The 14304-nt window shown below is 63.6% G+C and carries 13 protein-coding genes; 10 read left to right on the top strand and 3 right to left on the bottom strand.

Annotated elements, in window-relative coordinates; genetic code table 11:
* Positions 1 to 129: 129 nt before the first annotated feature.
* Genes purU through DJ563_RS03805 form a run of 6 tightly spaced genes read left to right on the top strand, consistent with a single transcriptional unit; the run spans position 130 to position 6920 of the window.
* Positions 130 to 996: a formyltetrahydrofolate deformylase gene (gene purU, locus DJ563_RS03830; RefSeq protein ID WP_033698887.1), complete on the top strand. Its 867-nt coding sequence runs from the start codon at positions 130 to 132 to the stop codon at positions 994 to 996.
* On the top strand, positions 993 to 1904 hold the full coding sequence (gene folD, locus DJ563_RS03825) for a bifunctional methylenetetrahydrofolate dehydrogenase/methenyltetrahydrofolate cyclohydrolase FolD (RefSeq protein ID WP_274099100.1): 912 nt from the start codon (positions 993 to 995) through the stop codon (positions 1902 to 1904). Before purU ends, folD begins: the two co-directional genes overlap by 4 nt.
* On the top strand, positions 1886 to 3127 hold the full coding sequence (locus DJ563_RS03820) for an FAD-dependent oxidoreductase (RefSeq protein WP_434518851.1): 1242 nt from the start codon (positions 1886 to 1888) through the stop codon (positions 3125 to 3127). The genes folD and DJ563_RS03820 overlap by 19 nt, the downstream gene beginning before the upstream one ends.
* Positions 3128 to 3138: 11 nt before the next feature.
* Positions 3139 to 3444 carry a sarcosine oxidase subunit delta gene (locus DJ563_RS03815; RefSeq protein WP_033698890.1) on the top strand — a complete coding sequence of 102 codons (306 nt, stop codon included), beginning with the start codon at positions 3139 to 3141 and terminating at the stop codon, positions 3442 to 3444.
* The gene (locus tag DJ563_RS03810) at positions 3441 to 6344 is read left to right on the top strand and encodes an FAD-dependent oxidoreductase (RefSeq protein ID WP_434518850.1); all 2904 of its coding nucleotides are present in this window, start codon (positions 3441 to 3443) and stop codon (positions 6342 to 6344) included. Before DJ563_RS03815 ends, DJ563_RS03810 begins: the two co-directional genes overlap by 4 nt.
* A 3-nt stretch (positions 6345 to 6347) precedes the next feature.
* A complete protein-coding gene (locus DJ563_RS03805) occupies positions 6348 to 6920 on the top strand; it encodes a sarcosine oxidase (RefSeq protein WP_434518849.1) in 573 nt (190 codons plus the stop codon).
* A 22-nt stretch (positions 6921 to 6942) separates the two neighbouring features.
* On the opposite strand, the gene DJ563_RS03800 is transcribed toward DJ563_RS03805, so the two are convergent.
* The 3 genes from DJ563_RS03800 to DJ563_RS03790 all read right to left on the bottom strand — a co-directional run bounded on the left by DJ563_RS03800 (position 6943) and on the right by DJ563_RS03790 (position 10099).
* Positions 6943 to 7848 (bottom strand): LysR family transcriptional regulator, encoded by a 906-nt coding sequence (locus DJ563_RS03800; protein ID WP_274098987.1) that lies wholly within the window; start codon positions 7846 to 7848, stop codon positions 6943 to 6945.
* A gap of 451 nt (positions 7849 to 8299) precedes the next feature.
* Positions 8300 to 9697: a PAAR domain-containing protein gene (locus tag DJ563_RS03795; RefSeq protein WP_434518848.1), complete on the bottom strand. Its 1398-nt coding sequence runs from the start codon at positions 9695 to 9697 to the stop codon at positions 8300 to 8302.
* Positions 9698 to 9805: 108 nt separating this feature from the next.
* Complete coding sequence (locus DJ563_RS03790; protein WP_227696215.1) at positions 9806 to 10099, bottom strand: DUF1330 domain-containing protein; 294 nt, start codon at positions 10097 to 10099, stop codon at positions 9806 to 9808.
* A 78-nt stretch (positions 10100 to 10177) separates the two neighbouring features.
* On the opposite strand from DJ563_RS03790, the gene ribBA reads away from it, so the two are divergent.
* The 4 genes from ribBA (at position 10178) to DJ563_RS03770 (ending at position 14298) form a co-directional block, all read left to right on the top strand.
* Positions 10178 to 11299, top strand: coding sequence for a bifunctional 3,4-dihydroxy-2-butanone-4-phosphate synthase/GTP cyclohydrolase II (ribBA, locus tag DJ563_RS03785; RefSeq protein ID WP_434518847.1), 1122 nt, complete (start codon positions 10178 to 10180; stop codon positions 11297 to 11299).
* A gap of 243 nt (positions 11300 to 11542) precedes the next feature.
* Complete coding sequence (locus DJ563_RS03780; protein ID WP_274098984.1) at positions 11543 to 12568, top strand: polyamine ABC transporter substrate-binding protein; 1026 nt, start codon at positions 11543 to 11545, stop codon at positions 12566 to 12568.
* Complete coding sequence (locus tag DJ563_RS03775; protein ID WP_274098983.1) at positions 12565 to 13482, top strand: ABC transporter permease; 918 nt, start codon at positions 12565 to 12567, stop codon at positions 13480 to 13482. Before DJ563_RS03780 ends, DJ563_RS03775 begins: the two co-directional genes overlap by 4 nt.
* Before the next feature lie 6 nt (positions 13483 to 13488).
* Positions 13489 to 14298 carry an ABC transporter permease gene (locus tag DJ563_RS03770; protein WP_434518846.1) on the top strand — a complete coding sequence of 270 codons (810 nt, stop codon included), beginning with the start codon at positions 13489 to 13491 and terminating at the stop codon, positions 14296 to 14298.
* Positions 14299 to 14304: the final 6 nt, after the last annotated feature.

The following is a 14304-nucleotide window of genomic DNA, read 5'->3' as shown; positions in this document are numbered from 1 at the left end:
CGCGACCCACCTCTTCGCCTATAAATCGCCCAAAGGAAATTAATATTCCTACTAAGAAACAATATTCGCCGCCCCGCGAACCTCTTTGCCCTTGTGCCGACCTGCCCCACTCCACCACGAGGCCCCGACATGCACCCCGCTCCCGATCATTTCATCTTGCGCGTCAGCTGCCCGGCCGTGTCCGGCATCGTCGCCGCAGTGACCACCTACCTGGCCGAGCACGGTTGTTACATCAGCGAGATGGCGCAGTTCGACGACGAGGACAATGGCCGCTTCTTCATGCGCGCCGTGTTCCGCTACAACACCGGCGTGAGCGGCGACACAGCGCAACTGGAAGCGGGCTTCACCGACGTTGCCCAGCGCTTCGACATGGACTGGAGCCTGCACAGCAGCGCCCGCCCGATGCGCGTGCTGCTGATGGTCAGCAAATTCGACCACTGCCTGTCCGACCTGCTCTACCGCCACGCCAAGGGCGAGCTGGACATGCACATCACCGCGGTGGTCTCCAACCACCTCGACCTGCGCCCCATGGCCGAGCGCCAGGGCATCCGGTTCGTCTACCTGCCGGTGACCAGGGAGACCAAGGCCGAGCAGGAGGCCGCGCTGATGCGCATCGTCGAAGACAGCGGCACCGAGCTGGTGGTACTGGCGCGCTACATGCAAATCCTCTCCGACGACCTGTGCCGCCAGCTGTCCGGCCGGGCAATCAACATCCACCACTCGTTCCTGCCCGGCTTCAAGGGTGCCAAGCCCTATCACCAGGCCTATCAGCGGGGCGTCAAGCTGATCGGTGCCACCGCCCACTACGTCACCAGCGACCTTGACGAAGGCCCGATCATCGAGCAGGAAGTGCAGCGCGTGGACCACGCCTACGCCCCCGAAAACCTGGTGGCGATCGGTCGTGACACCGAGACCATCGCGTTGTCCCGTGCGGTGAAGTACCACCTGGAGCACCGGGTGTTTCTCAACCACGACCGCACGGTGATCTTCAAATGAACACGAGCCCCAGCGTCAAACTGATCGACGGCAGGGCCACCGCCGCGCGGGTATTGGCTGAAGTCCGAGAGCAGGTGCAGACCTTGCGTCAGGGCGGCGTGCAACCGGGCCTGGCCGTTGTGCTGGTGGGGGCAGATGCCGCCAGCCAGGTGTATGTGCGCAACAAGGTGCTGCGTGCCGAGGAAGTGGGCATCCACTCGCTGGAACATCGCCTGCCCGCCGACACCTCCCAGGCGCACCTGCTGACCCTCATAGACCGGCTCAACCGCGACAGCGCAGTCAACGGCATCCTCGTGCAGTTGCCACTGCCGGCGCATATCGACGAACACCGCGTACTGCAGGCCATCAACCCGCTCAAGGACGTGGATGGCTTTCACAGTGAAAACGTCGGCGGCCTGGCCCAGGGCCGCGATGTGCTCACCCCTTGCACGCCCAGTGGCTGCATGCGCCTGCTGCGCGATGCCTGCGGTGAGTTGCGCGGCAAGCATGCGGTGGTGGTCGGCCGCTCGAACATCGTCGGCAAACCCATGGCCGCGTTGCTGTTGCAGGCCGACTGCACGGTGACCGTGGTGCACTCGCGCAGCCACGACCTGCCAACGTTGTGCCGCCAGGCCGACATCCTCGTCGCGGCGGTCGGCAAGCCACGGTTGATCGGTGCCGACTGGCTCAAGCCCGGCGCGGTGGTGATCGACGTGGGCATCAACCGCATCGATGAACACGGCCGCAGCCGCCTGGTCGGCGATGTCGACTTTGCCGCCGCCTTGCCCCAGGTCGCCGGCATCACCCCGGTGCCCGGCGGCGTCGGCCCGATGACCATCGCCTACCTGATGAAAAACACCCTGCTCGCCCTCGACCTGCAACAACAGGCCGCCCAACAGGAGCGCACCGCATGCCTTTCGCCCTGCTGAAATACGGCCTGAGCGCCGACTACCCGGTGGAGGTGGACCTGCCACCCCCTTGCGAACTCAAGCCCCACTACGACGTGGTGATCATCGGTGGCGGCGGCCACGGGCTGGCCATCGCCTATTACCTGGCCAAGTACCACGGCATCACCAACGTTGCGGTGCTGGAAAAGGCCTACCTGGGCGGCGGCAACACCGCACGCAACACGGCGGTGATCCGCTCCAACTACCTCACCAGCGAGGGCGTGCGCTTCTACGCAGAATCCGTGCGGATGTTCCAGAACCTGTCCAACGAATTCGACTTCAACATCATGTACTCCGAGCGCGGCCAACTCACCCTGGCGCACACCGACGCCACCGTGCGGGCCTTCCGCCAGCGGGCCGAGGTCAACAAGCACTTCGGCGGGCGCACCGAGATGATCGACCGCCAGCAGATTCGCGAGCTGGTGCCAAGCCTCAACCTCGACCCCGGCCACCTGCCGGTGCTGGCTGGGCTGTGGCATATCGACGGCGCCACCGCGCGCCACGACGCCGTGGCCTGGGGCTATGCCAAGCAGGCGGCCAAGCGCGGTGTGCAGATCCACCAGCTGACCGAAGTGCAGGAACTGCTGATCCGCAACGGGCGCATCGAGGCGGTCAAGACCAACCGCGGCACCGTGCAGTGCGGTTGCGTGGTGCAGGCGGTGGCCGGGGCCAGTTCGCTGTTGATGGCCAAGGCCGGCATCCGCGCGCCGATCCACACCTACCCGCTGCAGGCCATGGTCACCCAGCCGTTCAAGCCGTTTCTCGATCCGCTGGTCAGCTCGTCGGCGCTGCACTGCTACGTGCAGCAGACCAGCCGTGGCGAAATCGTCTTCGGCGGCGGCTCCGACCCGTACCCGCTGTACAACACCCGCTCCACCCTCGACCTCAAGGAAAGCCTGTTGGCCCACGCCATCGAGATGTTCCCGTTCATGGCCAACGCCAAGCTGATGCGCCAATGGGCCGGGAGCACCGACATGACCCCGGACTACAGCCCGATCATGGGACTGTCGCCGGTCGACAACTACTACCTGGACGCCGGCTGGGGTACCTGGGGCTTCAAGGCCACGCCCATCTGCGGCAAGACCATGGCCGAGCTGGTCGCCAGTGGCGGCAAGGTGCCAGAGATGATCGCGCCGTTCGCCCTGGAGCGCTTCAGCCGCTTCCAGCAAGTCAACGAGATGGGCGCCACGGCGGCCAGCCACTAGAGGAAAGCACGATGAAGATTCTCACCTGCCCCTTGAACGGCCCGCGCAACATCAGCGAATTCACCTACGGCGGTGAGTTCAAGCTAATGCCCGACCCGGCCCGTTGCAGCGACGTCGAATGGGCCGACTACGTGTTCAACAGCGACAACCTTGCCGGTGTGGTCACCGAATGGTGGCTGCACAACGCCTCCAGCTACTGGTTCCTGGCCGAGCGCCACACGGTCAGCGACCAGGTGCTGCGCACCTTCGACCCAAACGAAATCTTCGACCGCCGTGTCGAGTTCACCCCAGCCGCCAACCCGGAGATTGCCGGATGAACAGCCTCACTCGCCTCCCCGCCCCCATGGGCCTTTTGATCGACCGCGAGCGGCCGCTGCGCTTTATCTTCGATGGCCAGGCCTGCCAGGGCTTTGCGGGCGACAGCATCGCCAGCGCCCTGCTCGGCAGTGGCCGCTGGCTGCTGTCGCGCTCGTTCAAGTACCACCGCCCGCGTGGCCCGCTGAGCCTGGCCGGGCAAGATGCCAACACCCTGGTGCAACTGCCCGACGAACCCAACGTGCTGGCCGATATGGAGGCGGCCCGTGATGGCCAGGTGGTCGAAGGCCAGAACTTCAACGGTAGCCTGGAGCACGACCGTGATGCCTACCTGGGCAAGTTCTCGCGGTTCATGCCGGTTGGCTTCTATTACCGGTCGTTCTACAAGCCCAAAGGCATGTGGAAGGTCTGGGAGCCGCTGATCCGCAAGAAAGCCGGCCTTGGCGTGCTCGACCTGGGCTTCAAGCCGCAGTACCACGACAAGGCTTACCTGTTTGTCGACGTGGCCGTGATTGGCGGCGGCCCTGCTGGCCTGCGCGCGGCGCTGGACGCGGCCGCTGCCGGGGCCAAGGTGCTGCTGATCGAGCAGCAGCCCGTGCTGGGCGGTTCGCTCACCTACGCCCGCTTCGACATTGCCGGCACCCGCGCCAACCACCTGCGCCAGGCATTGCTCGATGCCGTCGAGGCCCACCCGAACATCCAGGTGCTGCTGCAGGCCACCTGTAATGGCTGGTTCACCGACAACTACCTGCCGGTGATCCAGCACACACGCCTGTACAAGGTGCGTGCCACTCGCTGCCTGGTCACGGCCGGTGCGTTCGACCAGCCGGTGGTGTTCCGCAACAACGACCTGCCCGGGATCATGCTGACCAGCGCCGCGCAACGGCTGATGAAGTTGTACGCGGTCAAGCCGGGGCAGCGTGCGGTGGTCCTCACCGGCCACGACGACGGCTACCTGGCCGCCCTCGACCTGCAAGATCAAGGCGTGGCCGTCGCCGCTCTGGTGGACATGCGCGGGGCGCCGGCAGACGCCGCATTGGCCAGCGAGCTCAAGCGCCGCGACATCCCTCTGCACCTGGGCAGCACCGTTTATGAAGCCCTGCACGACAAGGGCATGCGCCATGTCAGCGGCGTCGACATCCGCCCCATCACCGGCCAGGGCAAGGTGGGTACGCAAGGCCTGCGCCTGGCCTGCGACCTGCTGTGCATGTCGGCCGGCTACATGCCGGTGTATCAACTGCTGTGCCAGGCAGGCGGCAAGCTGGCCTACGACGTCGACCGTGATGCGTTCAGCCTCAGCAACTTGCCAGTCGGTCTGGCTATCGCAGGTTCGGTGAATGGCCGGCATCACCTGGACAACGTGCTCGCCGACGCGACCCGCGCCGCTGCCGAGGCGGTCACGGCGCTGGGCCTGCCAGCGCCCGCGCTGACGGCTTTCGGCCCCGAGGCCAAGGTCAACTTCCCCTGGCCGATCTTCCCGCACCCCAAGGGCAAGGACTTCGTCGATTTCGATGAAGACTTGCAGGTGCGCGACATCGTCAACGCCACCCGCAGTGGCTACCGCGACGTGCAACTGGTCAAGCGTTTCTCCACGGTGGGCATGGGCCCGTCCCAGGGCCGGCATTCGGCGCTACCCACCGCGCGCCTGGTGGCCCAGGCCACCGGGCGCAGCATCAGCGAAACCGGCGTGACCACCGCCCGGCCACCCTTTCAGGCCGAGAAGCTGGCGCATGTCGCTGGCCGTGCCTTCGACCCGTACCGGCAGACGCCGATGCACCGCCGCCATGTGGCGGCGGGCGCAAAAATGATGCCCGCCGGCACCTGGCAGCGCCCTGCGTACTATGGCAAACCCGTTGAGCGCGAACGCTGCATGCAGGAAGAAGCCCGCCATGTGCGCGAAAAGGTCGGCCTGATCGACGTCTCCACCCTGGGCGGCCTCGACGTGCGCGGCCCCGACGCCGCCGAACTGCTCGAACGCCTGTACACCTTCGGCTTTGCCAAGCTGGCCATCGGCCGCACTCGCTATGCGCTGATGACCAACGAGCATGGCGTGGTGATCGACGATGGCGTCTGCGCCCGCCTGAGCGAGCAGCATTTCTACGTCACCGCCACCACCAGTGGCGTCGACCGCATCTACCAGCAGATGCTCAAGTGGAACGCGCAGTGGCGGCTGGACGTGGACATCACCAACGTCACCGCCGCCCTGGCCGCCGTCAACCTGGCAGGCCCGCTGTCGCGTCAGGTACTGGCCACGGTGTGCGAGGGTGTGGATCTTTCGGCCGAGGCCTTCCCTTACCTGGGCGTGCGCCTGGGCAAGGTGGCCGGCATCGCGGCGCGCATCTTGCGGGTCGGTTTCGTTGGCGAGCTGGGCTATGAGGTGCATGTGCCGACGCGCCATGCCGAACGCCTGTGGGACGCCTTGATGCAGGCCGGCGCCGGGCTGGGTATCCGCCCCTTCGGCGTCGAGGCACAGCGCCTGCTGCGCCTGGAAAAGGGCCATGTGATCATCAGCCAGGACACCGACGGCATGACCCACCCGGCCGAGATCGACATGCAATGGGCAATCGGTCGCAAGAAGCCGTTTTTCGTCGGCAAACGTTCGATCGAGATCCTCGAAGCGCAGCCGCTCAAGCGCAAGCTGGTCGGCTTCACCCTGCCCAAGGGCAGCCCGCAGCCGTTGGAAGGCCACCTGGTGCTGGACGGCCCGGACATCAGCGGCAACGTCACCTCCTGCGAGTACTCGCAAACCCTCGGGCAGATCATCGGCCTGGCCTACGCCGGCGCCCATCAGGCGACGCCTGGCATGCACATCCCGATCCGCGTCGAGGACGGGGTAATGGTCAATGCCAAGGTGGTGCAACTGCCCTTCCACGACCCCGACAACCTGCGCCAGGAACGCTGAGCCATGACCAACCTGAACACGCAAGCATTCCTCTCAAACGGCCCGCAGACCTGCGCGTTGACCGACCTCACCGATTTGCCGCGGGTCGGTTTTCGGGGCAGCGACAGCGCGGGCTACCTGCAAGCGCACGGTTACCATTTGCCATCGCTCCCTAACCAGGCGCTGCGCCAGGACGACGGTGGCTGGGTGGCGCGCCTGTCGGCCAGTGAGTACCTGCTGTTGGGCAGCCTCAGCGACCAGGGCGCGAGGGTGGCCGCGCAAGAGGCCGACTGGGTGCAGGACGCCCAGCGCAACTACCTGCTGCCGCGCCAGGACAGCCATGCCTGGCTGCAGTTGTCGGGGCAGCATTGCAGCGCGGTAATGGCCAAGCTGTGTGGCGTTGACCTGCGTGCAGAGGCGTTTCCGGTCGGTGCCGTGGCGCAGTCATCGGCGGCGCGGATCAACGTGATTGTGGTGAACGTGGCCAGTGAGGGGGTGCCGCGGTTGCAGATCCTGTTTGATCGGCCTTCGCTGGCCTATTTCCGCGAGGCGATGCTGGATGCCATGGCGGAGTTCGATGGGCGGCTTGTCGGATGAATCCCCAAACAAGTCCACACGATCAATACAGGCCGTTCAGCACTTGAAGTTGCGCCAATCGCTCCCGTAGAAACTCGACAAACCCCTGCACCGGCCTGGCCACCTGCCGGTGCTGCGGATACACCGCCGACAACTGCAACGCCGGCGGTGTCCAGCCTTGCAGCAGGCTTACCAACCGCCCATCGGCCAACGCCTGCCCGACAATGAAGGTCGGCAGATACGTCACCCCCATCCCGGCAATCGCCGCGTCTCTCAGCAGCTCGCCATTGTTGGCCCGCATCCGACCGGTCACCGCGATGGCCTGAGCCTTGCCACCTTGGGTGAACTGCCATTGCACCTGCCGAGAATGCCCATAGGGCAGGCAGTCATGCTCGGCCAGCGCTTCGGGCCGCTGCGGCACGCCCCGCGCTTCCAGATACGCCGGGCTGGCGCAATACACCCGCTCGACGCTGGCAATCCGCCGCGCGATCAGGCTGGAGTCCTCCAGCGCGCCGATGCGCAGGGCCAGGTCGTAGCCTTCGCCGATCAGGTCCACCGCACGGTCGCTGAGGTCCACCTCCACATCCAGCTGCGGGTGCAAGCGCAGGAACTCGGTCAGCAGGCAGCCCAGGTGCGACATGGCAAACGACAGCGGCGCACTCAGACGCAAGGTGCCGCGCAGGGCCTGTGCCTGGCCGCTGATGTCGTGCTCCACCTGTTGCACTTCGCCCAGCAGGCGCAGCGCCGACTGGTAGTAGTGCTGGCCGAGCGGCGTGGCGTCCAGGCGCCGGGTGGAGCGGTTGAGCAGGCGCACGCCCAGGCGTTCTTCGAGCTGCATCAGGCGCCGGCTGACCGATTGCTTGGACATGCCCAGGCGGTCGGCGGCAGCGGTGAAGCTGCCGGCTTCCATGACCTGGGCAAAGATACGCATGTCTTCGTAGGGGTTCATTGTCTCGCTCTTGATGACAGTCCGCCGCTTTATAGCGGTTTTCTACCCTCAGTGCAGCTGCATAATGCTTTACATTTCTACGAAAATAACACCAAGCACTGACCATATTGCACCAGCAACCATCAGTGCCATTGCTACGCTCATTCGCCGCCGCAAATATTCGGGGAATTGGTCATTATCCTCAGGATGTAACTGGCCCCGGCGGATGAAGAGGTTAGGCCAAAGAACTGCACTGCTCATCCCTGCTACAACCATGAACCTCGCACGTAGGCTCAGTGTTCCTGAAAACTGAGTCTCCTCTACCAGTAACGAACTGCGCCTGAACGCGTGACACATCACCATGAAATGCCGCGAACCTGCAATGTAGAAATCAATCGCTAACCCTATAAAAATCATAACCAGAGGGGAGCACAAGAAGGCCAAACGAGCATAAATCGACCAATCCTCCAACCTAGTTATATATAAACTCATAAATTTGCTCCCCCGCCTTTTCGCCGATTACCTCTACACCTTGAGATACGCCAAAGGCTGTGGCGCCAACTGTGACTATGCCGCAGGCAGCTTTACCCCAAACTCCAAATTGGCACACGGCTACAGCAGCTGCTCTTCCAGCCCCCGCGCCCAACGCCCCACCGGCAAGCCCACCTGAGAAACTGCCGGTCTCCGTAAAACGTACTTTCTTACACTCATCGGTCTCACCTGCACGGCAAGCTTCATGTACTTTCAGGTAGGAAGCACCGGCGCCAAGTCCGATCCCAACCCAACCGCCATACTTCAGATACTTTGAGACCTTTGCCACTTCGTCCAGATGCGTCACGTAACCCGGGATCTGCCCTGGTACACCCGCTTTCTTCCAGTGATGCACCACACTCTTGGTAGAGATCCCGAGATCACGTCGTAAATTATCGTAGCTTCCCAAACCTAGCGATTTGTTCAAAAACGCCGTGCGCAATTGGCCATCCAGTTGCTTGTGGAGCTCCTTGCGCAACGCAAAAAACTCAGGGCTATTTAGATGACCATGGAGCGCAAATTGGCGTTGGTGTAAGGCTTCGATGCCTTTCAACGTATCCTTCACCTGCGACAGCCCCCGCTCCAGCATGTCCTTACCCACCCCCATTGACTGACTTGCCCCATTGAGCACCCCGGCAATCTCACCGATGTGCTTCATCATGAAGTTTGCCTCCTCCTCGGAAAGGATCGCCAGCGACGCTCTTGCCTCCTCCGCCACCATAATCAATTCGGCCTCCGCTGCACTGCAGGAAAACCCGCTGTGGGGGCTGCCGAGCACAAAAATTTCACCCGCCTTGAAACCCTCTGGGTACGTAGGATTCAAGCGCTGCAATAACGCCACTGGCAAAGGGCTGTGCGTCGCGCCAAGGCTCTGAAGCACCTGCTCGAACGACATGCTGCGTTGCACAATATGGAAGCCAGGCTCAAGTACAGACGATGAGCCGACGGGAAATGCGGGGTACGCCTGTGCAGGACTTTGCCCTGATGTAGAAGCCGAGTGACGGCCGGAAGAGGCAGGCGATGTAGCCTGAGCAGAATGGCTACCTGCTCTGTGTATGGCTGACTGCGCGATGACCCGGTTGCTGCCATTTGGGCAATCACACTCGACCAGCGCCCCATCGACAACAGCCGGTTTACCTCCGATGACGAAAGAATTCACCCCTTCTACAATGACCCCGGTCTTCTTGCAGTTCGGGCACTCGGTCGTGGCATCGCCCAGGCGCAGTGCACGTCGGTTGTGCCCCCGGAAGTTCGTACTGCTGGCAATGCAAACCGCGCCTGTGGTGGTGATATCGCCATCCAGCGCTTGCCCTTTTCCATGTATCGATATGCGCGTCATGAATAGCCTCCGGCCGTAGAAAGCTGGAAGCTAGCACTGGAAAAACATGTACAGACCTGGTTCGAGGAAAATCAGAATTCCCTTACAAGAACGCCAGCGCTCATCCGCTCAGGGCTCGAACCCTTCGACAATGATGACCTCAGCTTTCGCCACACCTCGGCGATGGCCGCAGGCGTCCTGGTACAGCTCGGACCGGTAACAGGCCAGCGCCTGCTCATACGATTCGAACTCGATCACCACACTGCGCTGCGGCGTCTGCCTGCCTTCCATCGCCTCGCTGCGCCCACCCCGGGCCAGGAACCGCCCGCCGAAAGCCGCAAAGGCGGCAGGCGCACGCTGGGTGTACTGCTGGTACTGCCCAGGGTCGGTCACGTCCACGTGGGCGATCCAATACGCTTTCATCCGCTGATCTCCTGTTGCAAATCTATTTGTGTATGATGGTATACCATAATAATCACCCCATCACAGCGAGCGTGCAACATGGCTTTCAACACCATCGAAGAACTCCTCGAAGACTACCGGCAAGGCAAAATGGTACTGCTGGTGGACGACGAGGATCGAGAAAACGAAGGCGACCTGCTGATCGCCGCCGAGCGCTGTGACGCCCAGGCCATCAACTTCATGGCCCGCGAAGCCCGTGGCCTGATCTGCCTGACCTTGACCGACGAGCACTGCCAGCGCCTGGGCCTGGAGCAGATGGTGCCGGCCAACGGCAGCGTGTTCAGCACTGCCTTCACGGTGTCGATCGAAGCCGCTACAGGCGTTACCACCGGTATTTCCGCGGCTGACCGCGCACGCACCGTGGCTGCGGCCATGGCGCCGAGCGCACGCCCCGAAGACCTGGTGCAGCCTGGGCATATCTTCCCCCTGCGTGCCCGCGAAGGCGGTGTGCTGACCCGCGCCGGCCACACCGAAGCCGGCTGCGATCTGGCCCGCCTGGCCGGTTTCAGCGCCGCTTCGGTAATCGTCGAAGTGCTCAACGACGACGGCACCATGGCCCGCCGCCCGGACCTGGAAGTGTTCGCAGCACGGCACGGCATCAAGATCGGCACCATCGCCGACCTGATCCACTACCGCCTGAGCACCGAGCAGACCATCAAGCGCATCGGCGAACGCGAACTGCCCACGGTGCACGGCACCTTCCGCCTGGTCACCTATGAAGACCGCATCGAAGGCGGTGTGCACATGGCCATGGTGATGGGCGATATCCGCCGCGAACAGCCCACCCTGGTGCGCGTGCATGTGATCGACCCGCTGCGCGACCTGGTGGGCGCCGAATATGCAGGCCCGGCCAACTGGACGCTGTGGGCGGCGCTGCAGAAGGTGGCCGAGGAAGGCACCGGCGTGGTGGTGATCCTGGCCAACCATGAATCCTCGCAGGCGTTGCTCGAACGCGTGCCGCAACTGACCCAACCGGTGCGGCCTTACCAGCGCGGGCAGTCCAAGGTGTATTCGGAGGTCGGTACCGGGGCGCAGATTCTGCAGGATCTGGGCGTGGGCAAGCTGCGCCATCTGGGGCCGCCGCTGAAGTACGCCGGGCTGGCGGGGTATGAGCTGGAAGTGGTGCAGAGCATCCCCTTCGAACCCGGTGTGGAAGGCTGACACCGCCCCTACACCCAACAGCGTTGGGATGTTTGCAGAGGTGGAGTGATGGCCGGTCGCCTTCGCCTCTTGCCAAAAGTTTGGAATACCATAATATGATATCCCGTAGACCTTGAATGTGCAGGCCAGCACCTAGAATCACAATCGGCCACAAGACACTTTGTTTTAGCTGCTCCCCGAATACTGTTGGCGGGCGCACCAAAAAGCCCCGCCTCGAATAACAAAAGCAACGAGGGCGTAACCATGCTGTTGAGCAAACGTGTAACCGCAGTGCTGTCCGCCAGCCTGCTGACCCTGGCATGTCAGGCCACGCAGGCCGCTGACAGCCTGAACTTCGTCAGCTGGGGCGGTACCACCCAGGACGCCCAGAAAGAAGCATGGGCCGTACCCTTCTCCAAATCGACCAACATCAAAGTCGTCCAGGACGGCCCGACCGACTACGGCAAGCTCAAGGCCATGGTCGAGAGCGGCAACGTGCAGTGGGACGTGGTCGACGTCGAAGCCGACTTCGCCCTGCGCGCCGCCAGCGAAGGCCTGCTCGAACCGCTGGATTTCAACACGATCAAGAAAGACCGCATCGACCCACGCTTCGTCTCCGATCATGGCGTCGGCTCGTTCTTCTTCTCGTTCGTGCTCGGCTACAACGAAGGCAAGCTCGGTGCCAACAAGCCGGTGGACTGGACCTCGCTGTTCGACACCAAGACCTACCCCGGCAAGCGCGCCCTGTACAAGTGGCCGAGCCCCGGCGTACTGGAGCTGGCCTTGCTGGCCGACGGCGTCGCGCCCGACAAGCTCTACCCGCTGGACCTGGACCGCGCCTTCAAAAAACTCGACACCATCAAGAAAGACATCGTCTGGTGGGGCGGTGGCGCCCAGTCGCAGCAACTGCTGGCCTCCGGTGAAGCCTCGCTTGGCCAGTTCTGGAACGGCCGCGTCTACGCCTTGCAGCAAGACGGTGCACCGGTTGGCGTGAGCTGGAAGCAGAACCTGGTCATGGCCGACTTCCTGGTCATCCCCAAAGGCGCCAAGAACAAGGACGCGGCCATGAAGTTCCTGGCCAACGCCAGCAGCCCCGAAGGCCAGGCCGATTTCGCCAACCTCACGGCGTACGCACCGGTCAACCTGGACAGCGTGCCCAAGCTCAAAGCCGACCTCGCGCCGAACCTGCCAACCGCCTACGCCCAGGACCAGGTAACCCTGGACTTCGCTTACTGGGCGAAAAACGGCCAGGCCATCGCCGCGCGCTGGAATGAGTGGCTGGTCAAATGAAAGTCGCCATCAACGCCCTGCACAACGCCCAAGGTGCCCCCACGGGCACCGGCGCCCCGGGAACGGCCCCCCGCCGCGCAAGCCTGGGCCAGCGCTGGAAAGGCAGCCGCAACCTGCTGCCTGCCTTGCTGTTTCTTGGCCTGTTCTTCTTCGCCCCGCTGATCGGCCTGTTGCTGCGCGGTGTGCTGGAGCCGGTGCCGGGCCTGGGTAACTACGAGCAGTTGTTCGCCAACTCGGCCTACGCCCGGGTGCTGTTCAACACCTTCTCGGTGGCTGGCGTGGTAACGCTGATCAGCGTGCTGCTGGGCTTCCCGCTGGCCTGGGCGATCACCCTGGTACCCAATGGCTGGGGCCGCTGGCTGCTGAACATCGTGCTGCTGTCGATGTGGACCAGCCTGCTGGCGCGCACCTACTCGTGGCTGGTGTTGCTGCAGAGTTCGGGGGTGATCAACAAGGCGTTGATGGCCATGGGTATCATCGATACCCCGCTGGAAATGGTGCACAACCTCACCGGCGTGGTGATTGGCATGAGCTACATCATGATCCCGTTCATCGTGCTGCCGCTGCAGGCGACCATGCATGCCATCGACCCGATGGTGCTGCAAGCAGGCTCGATCTGCGGCGCCAGCCCGTGGACCAACTTCTGGAAGGTGTTCCTGCCGCTGTGCCGCTCGGGGCTGTTCTCGGGGGCGTTGATGGTGTTCGTGATGTCGCTCGGTTACTACGTCACCCCAGCCCTGCTCGGCGGTGCGCAGAACATGATGCTGCCCGAATTCATCATCCAGCAGGTGCAGTCGTTCCTCAACTGGGGCCTGGCCAGCGCCGCCGCCGCACTGCTGGTGGTCATCACCCTGGTGCTCTTCTACCTGTACCTGAAGCTGCAGCCGGAATCCCCGGTCGGCAACGCGAGGTAATCCGCCATGCTCCTGTCACCCAATGCCATGGGCCGCCCGCTGCGTACGGGCTTGTACCTGACCACCGGGGTCATCGCCGCCTTCCTGTTGCTGCCGGTGGTGTTCATCGTGCTGCTGTCGTTCGGCTCGTCCCAGTGGCTGGTATTCCCGCCACCGGACTGGACCTTCAAATGGTATGGCCAGTTCTTCTCCAACCCTGAGTGGATGGACGCAGCCCTGGCCAGCCTCAAGGTTGCCGTGCTGACCACGGTCGCCGCAGTACTGCTGGGCCTGCCCACCGCGTTTGCCCTGGTACGTGGCCGCTTCCCCGGCCGCGAGATGCTCTACGGCCTGTTCACCATGCCGATGATCGTGCCGCTGGTGATCATCGCCGTGGCCGTGTATGCGCTGTTCCTCAAATTGGGCTACACCGGCACGCTGTTCGCGTTCGTGGTCAGCCACGTGATCGTCGCCCTGCCCTTCACCATCATCTCGATCATCAACTCGCTCAAGCTGTTCGACCAGTCGATCGAGGACGCTGCAGTCATTTGCGGGGCCTCGCGCCTGCAGGCGATCTTCAAGGTGACCTTCCCGGCCATTCGCCCGGGGATGATCGCCGGCGGCCTGTTCGCCTTCCTGGTCTCGTGGGACGAAGTGGTGCTCAGCGTGATGATGGCGAGCCCCGACCTGCAGACCTTGCCCGTGAAAATGTGGACCACCCTGCGCCAGGACCTGAGCCCCGTAATCGCCGTGGCCTCGACGCTGCTGATCGGCCTGTCCCTGCTTGTGATGATTATTGCCGCCGCCCTGCGCCGGCGCACCGAAGTCAACGCCTGAGTGCCG

This window comes from Pseudomonas sp. NFX1, from assembly GCF_051123555.1.
Lineage (GTDB): Bacteria > Pseudomonadota > Gammaproteobacteria > Pseudomonadales > Pseudomonadaceae > Aquipseudomonas > Aquipseudomonas capeferrum.
This window is presented reverse-complemented; position numbering and strand designations above follow the sequence as displayed.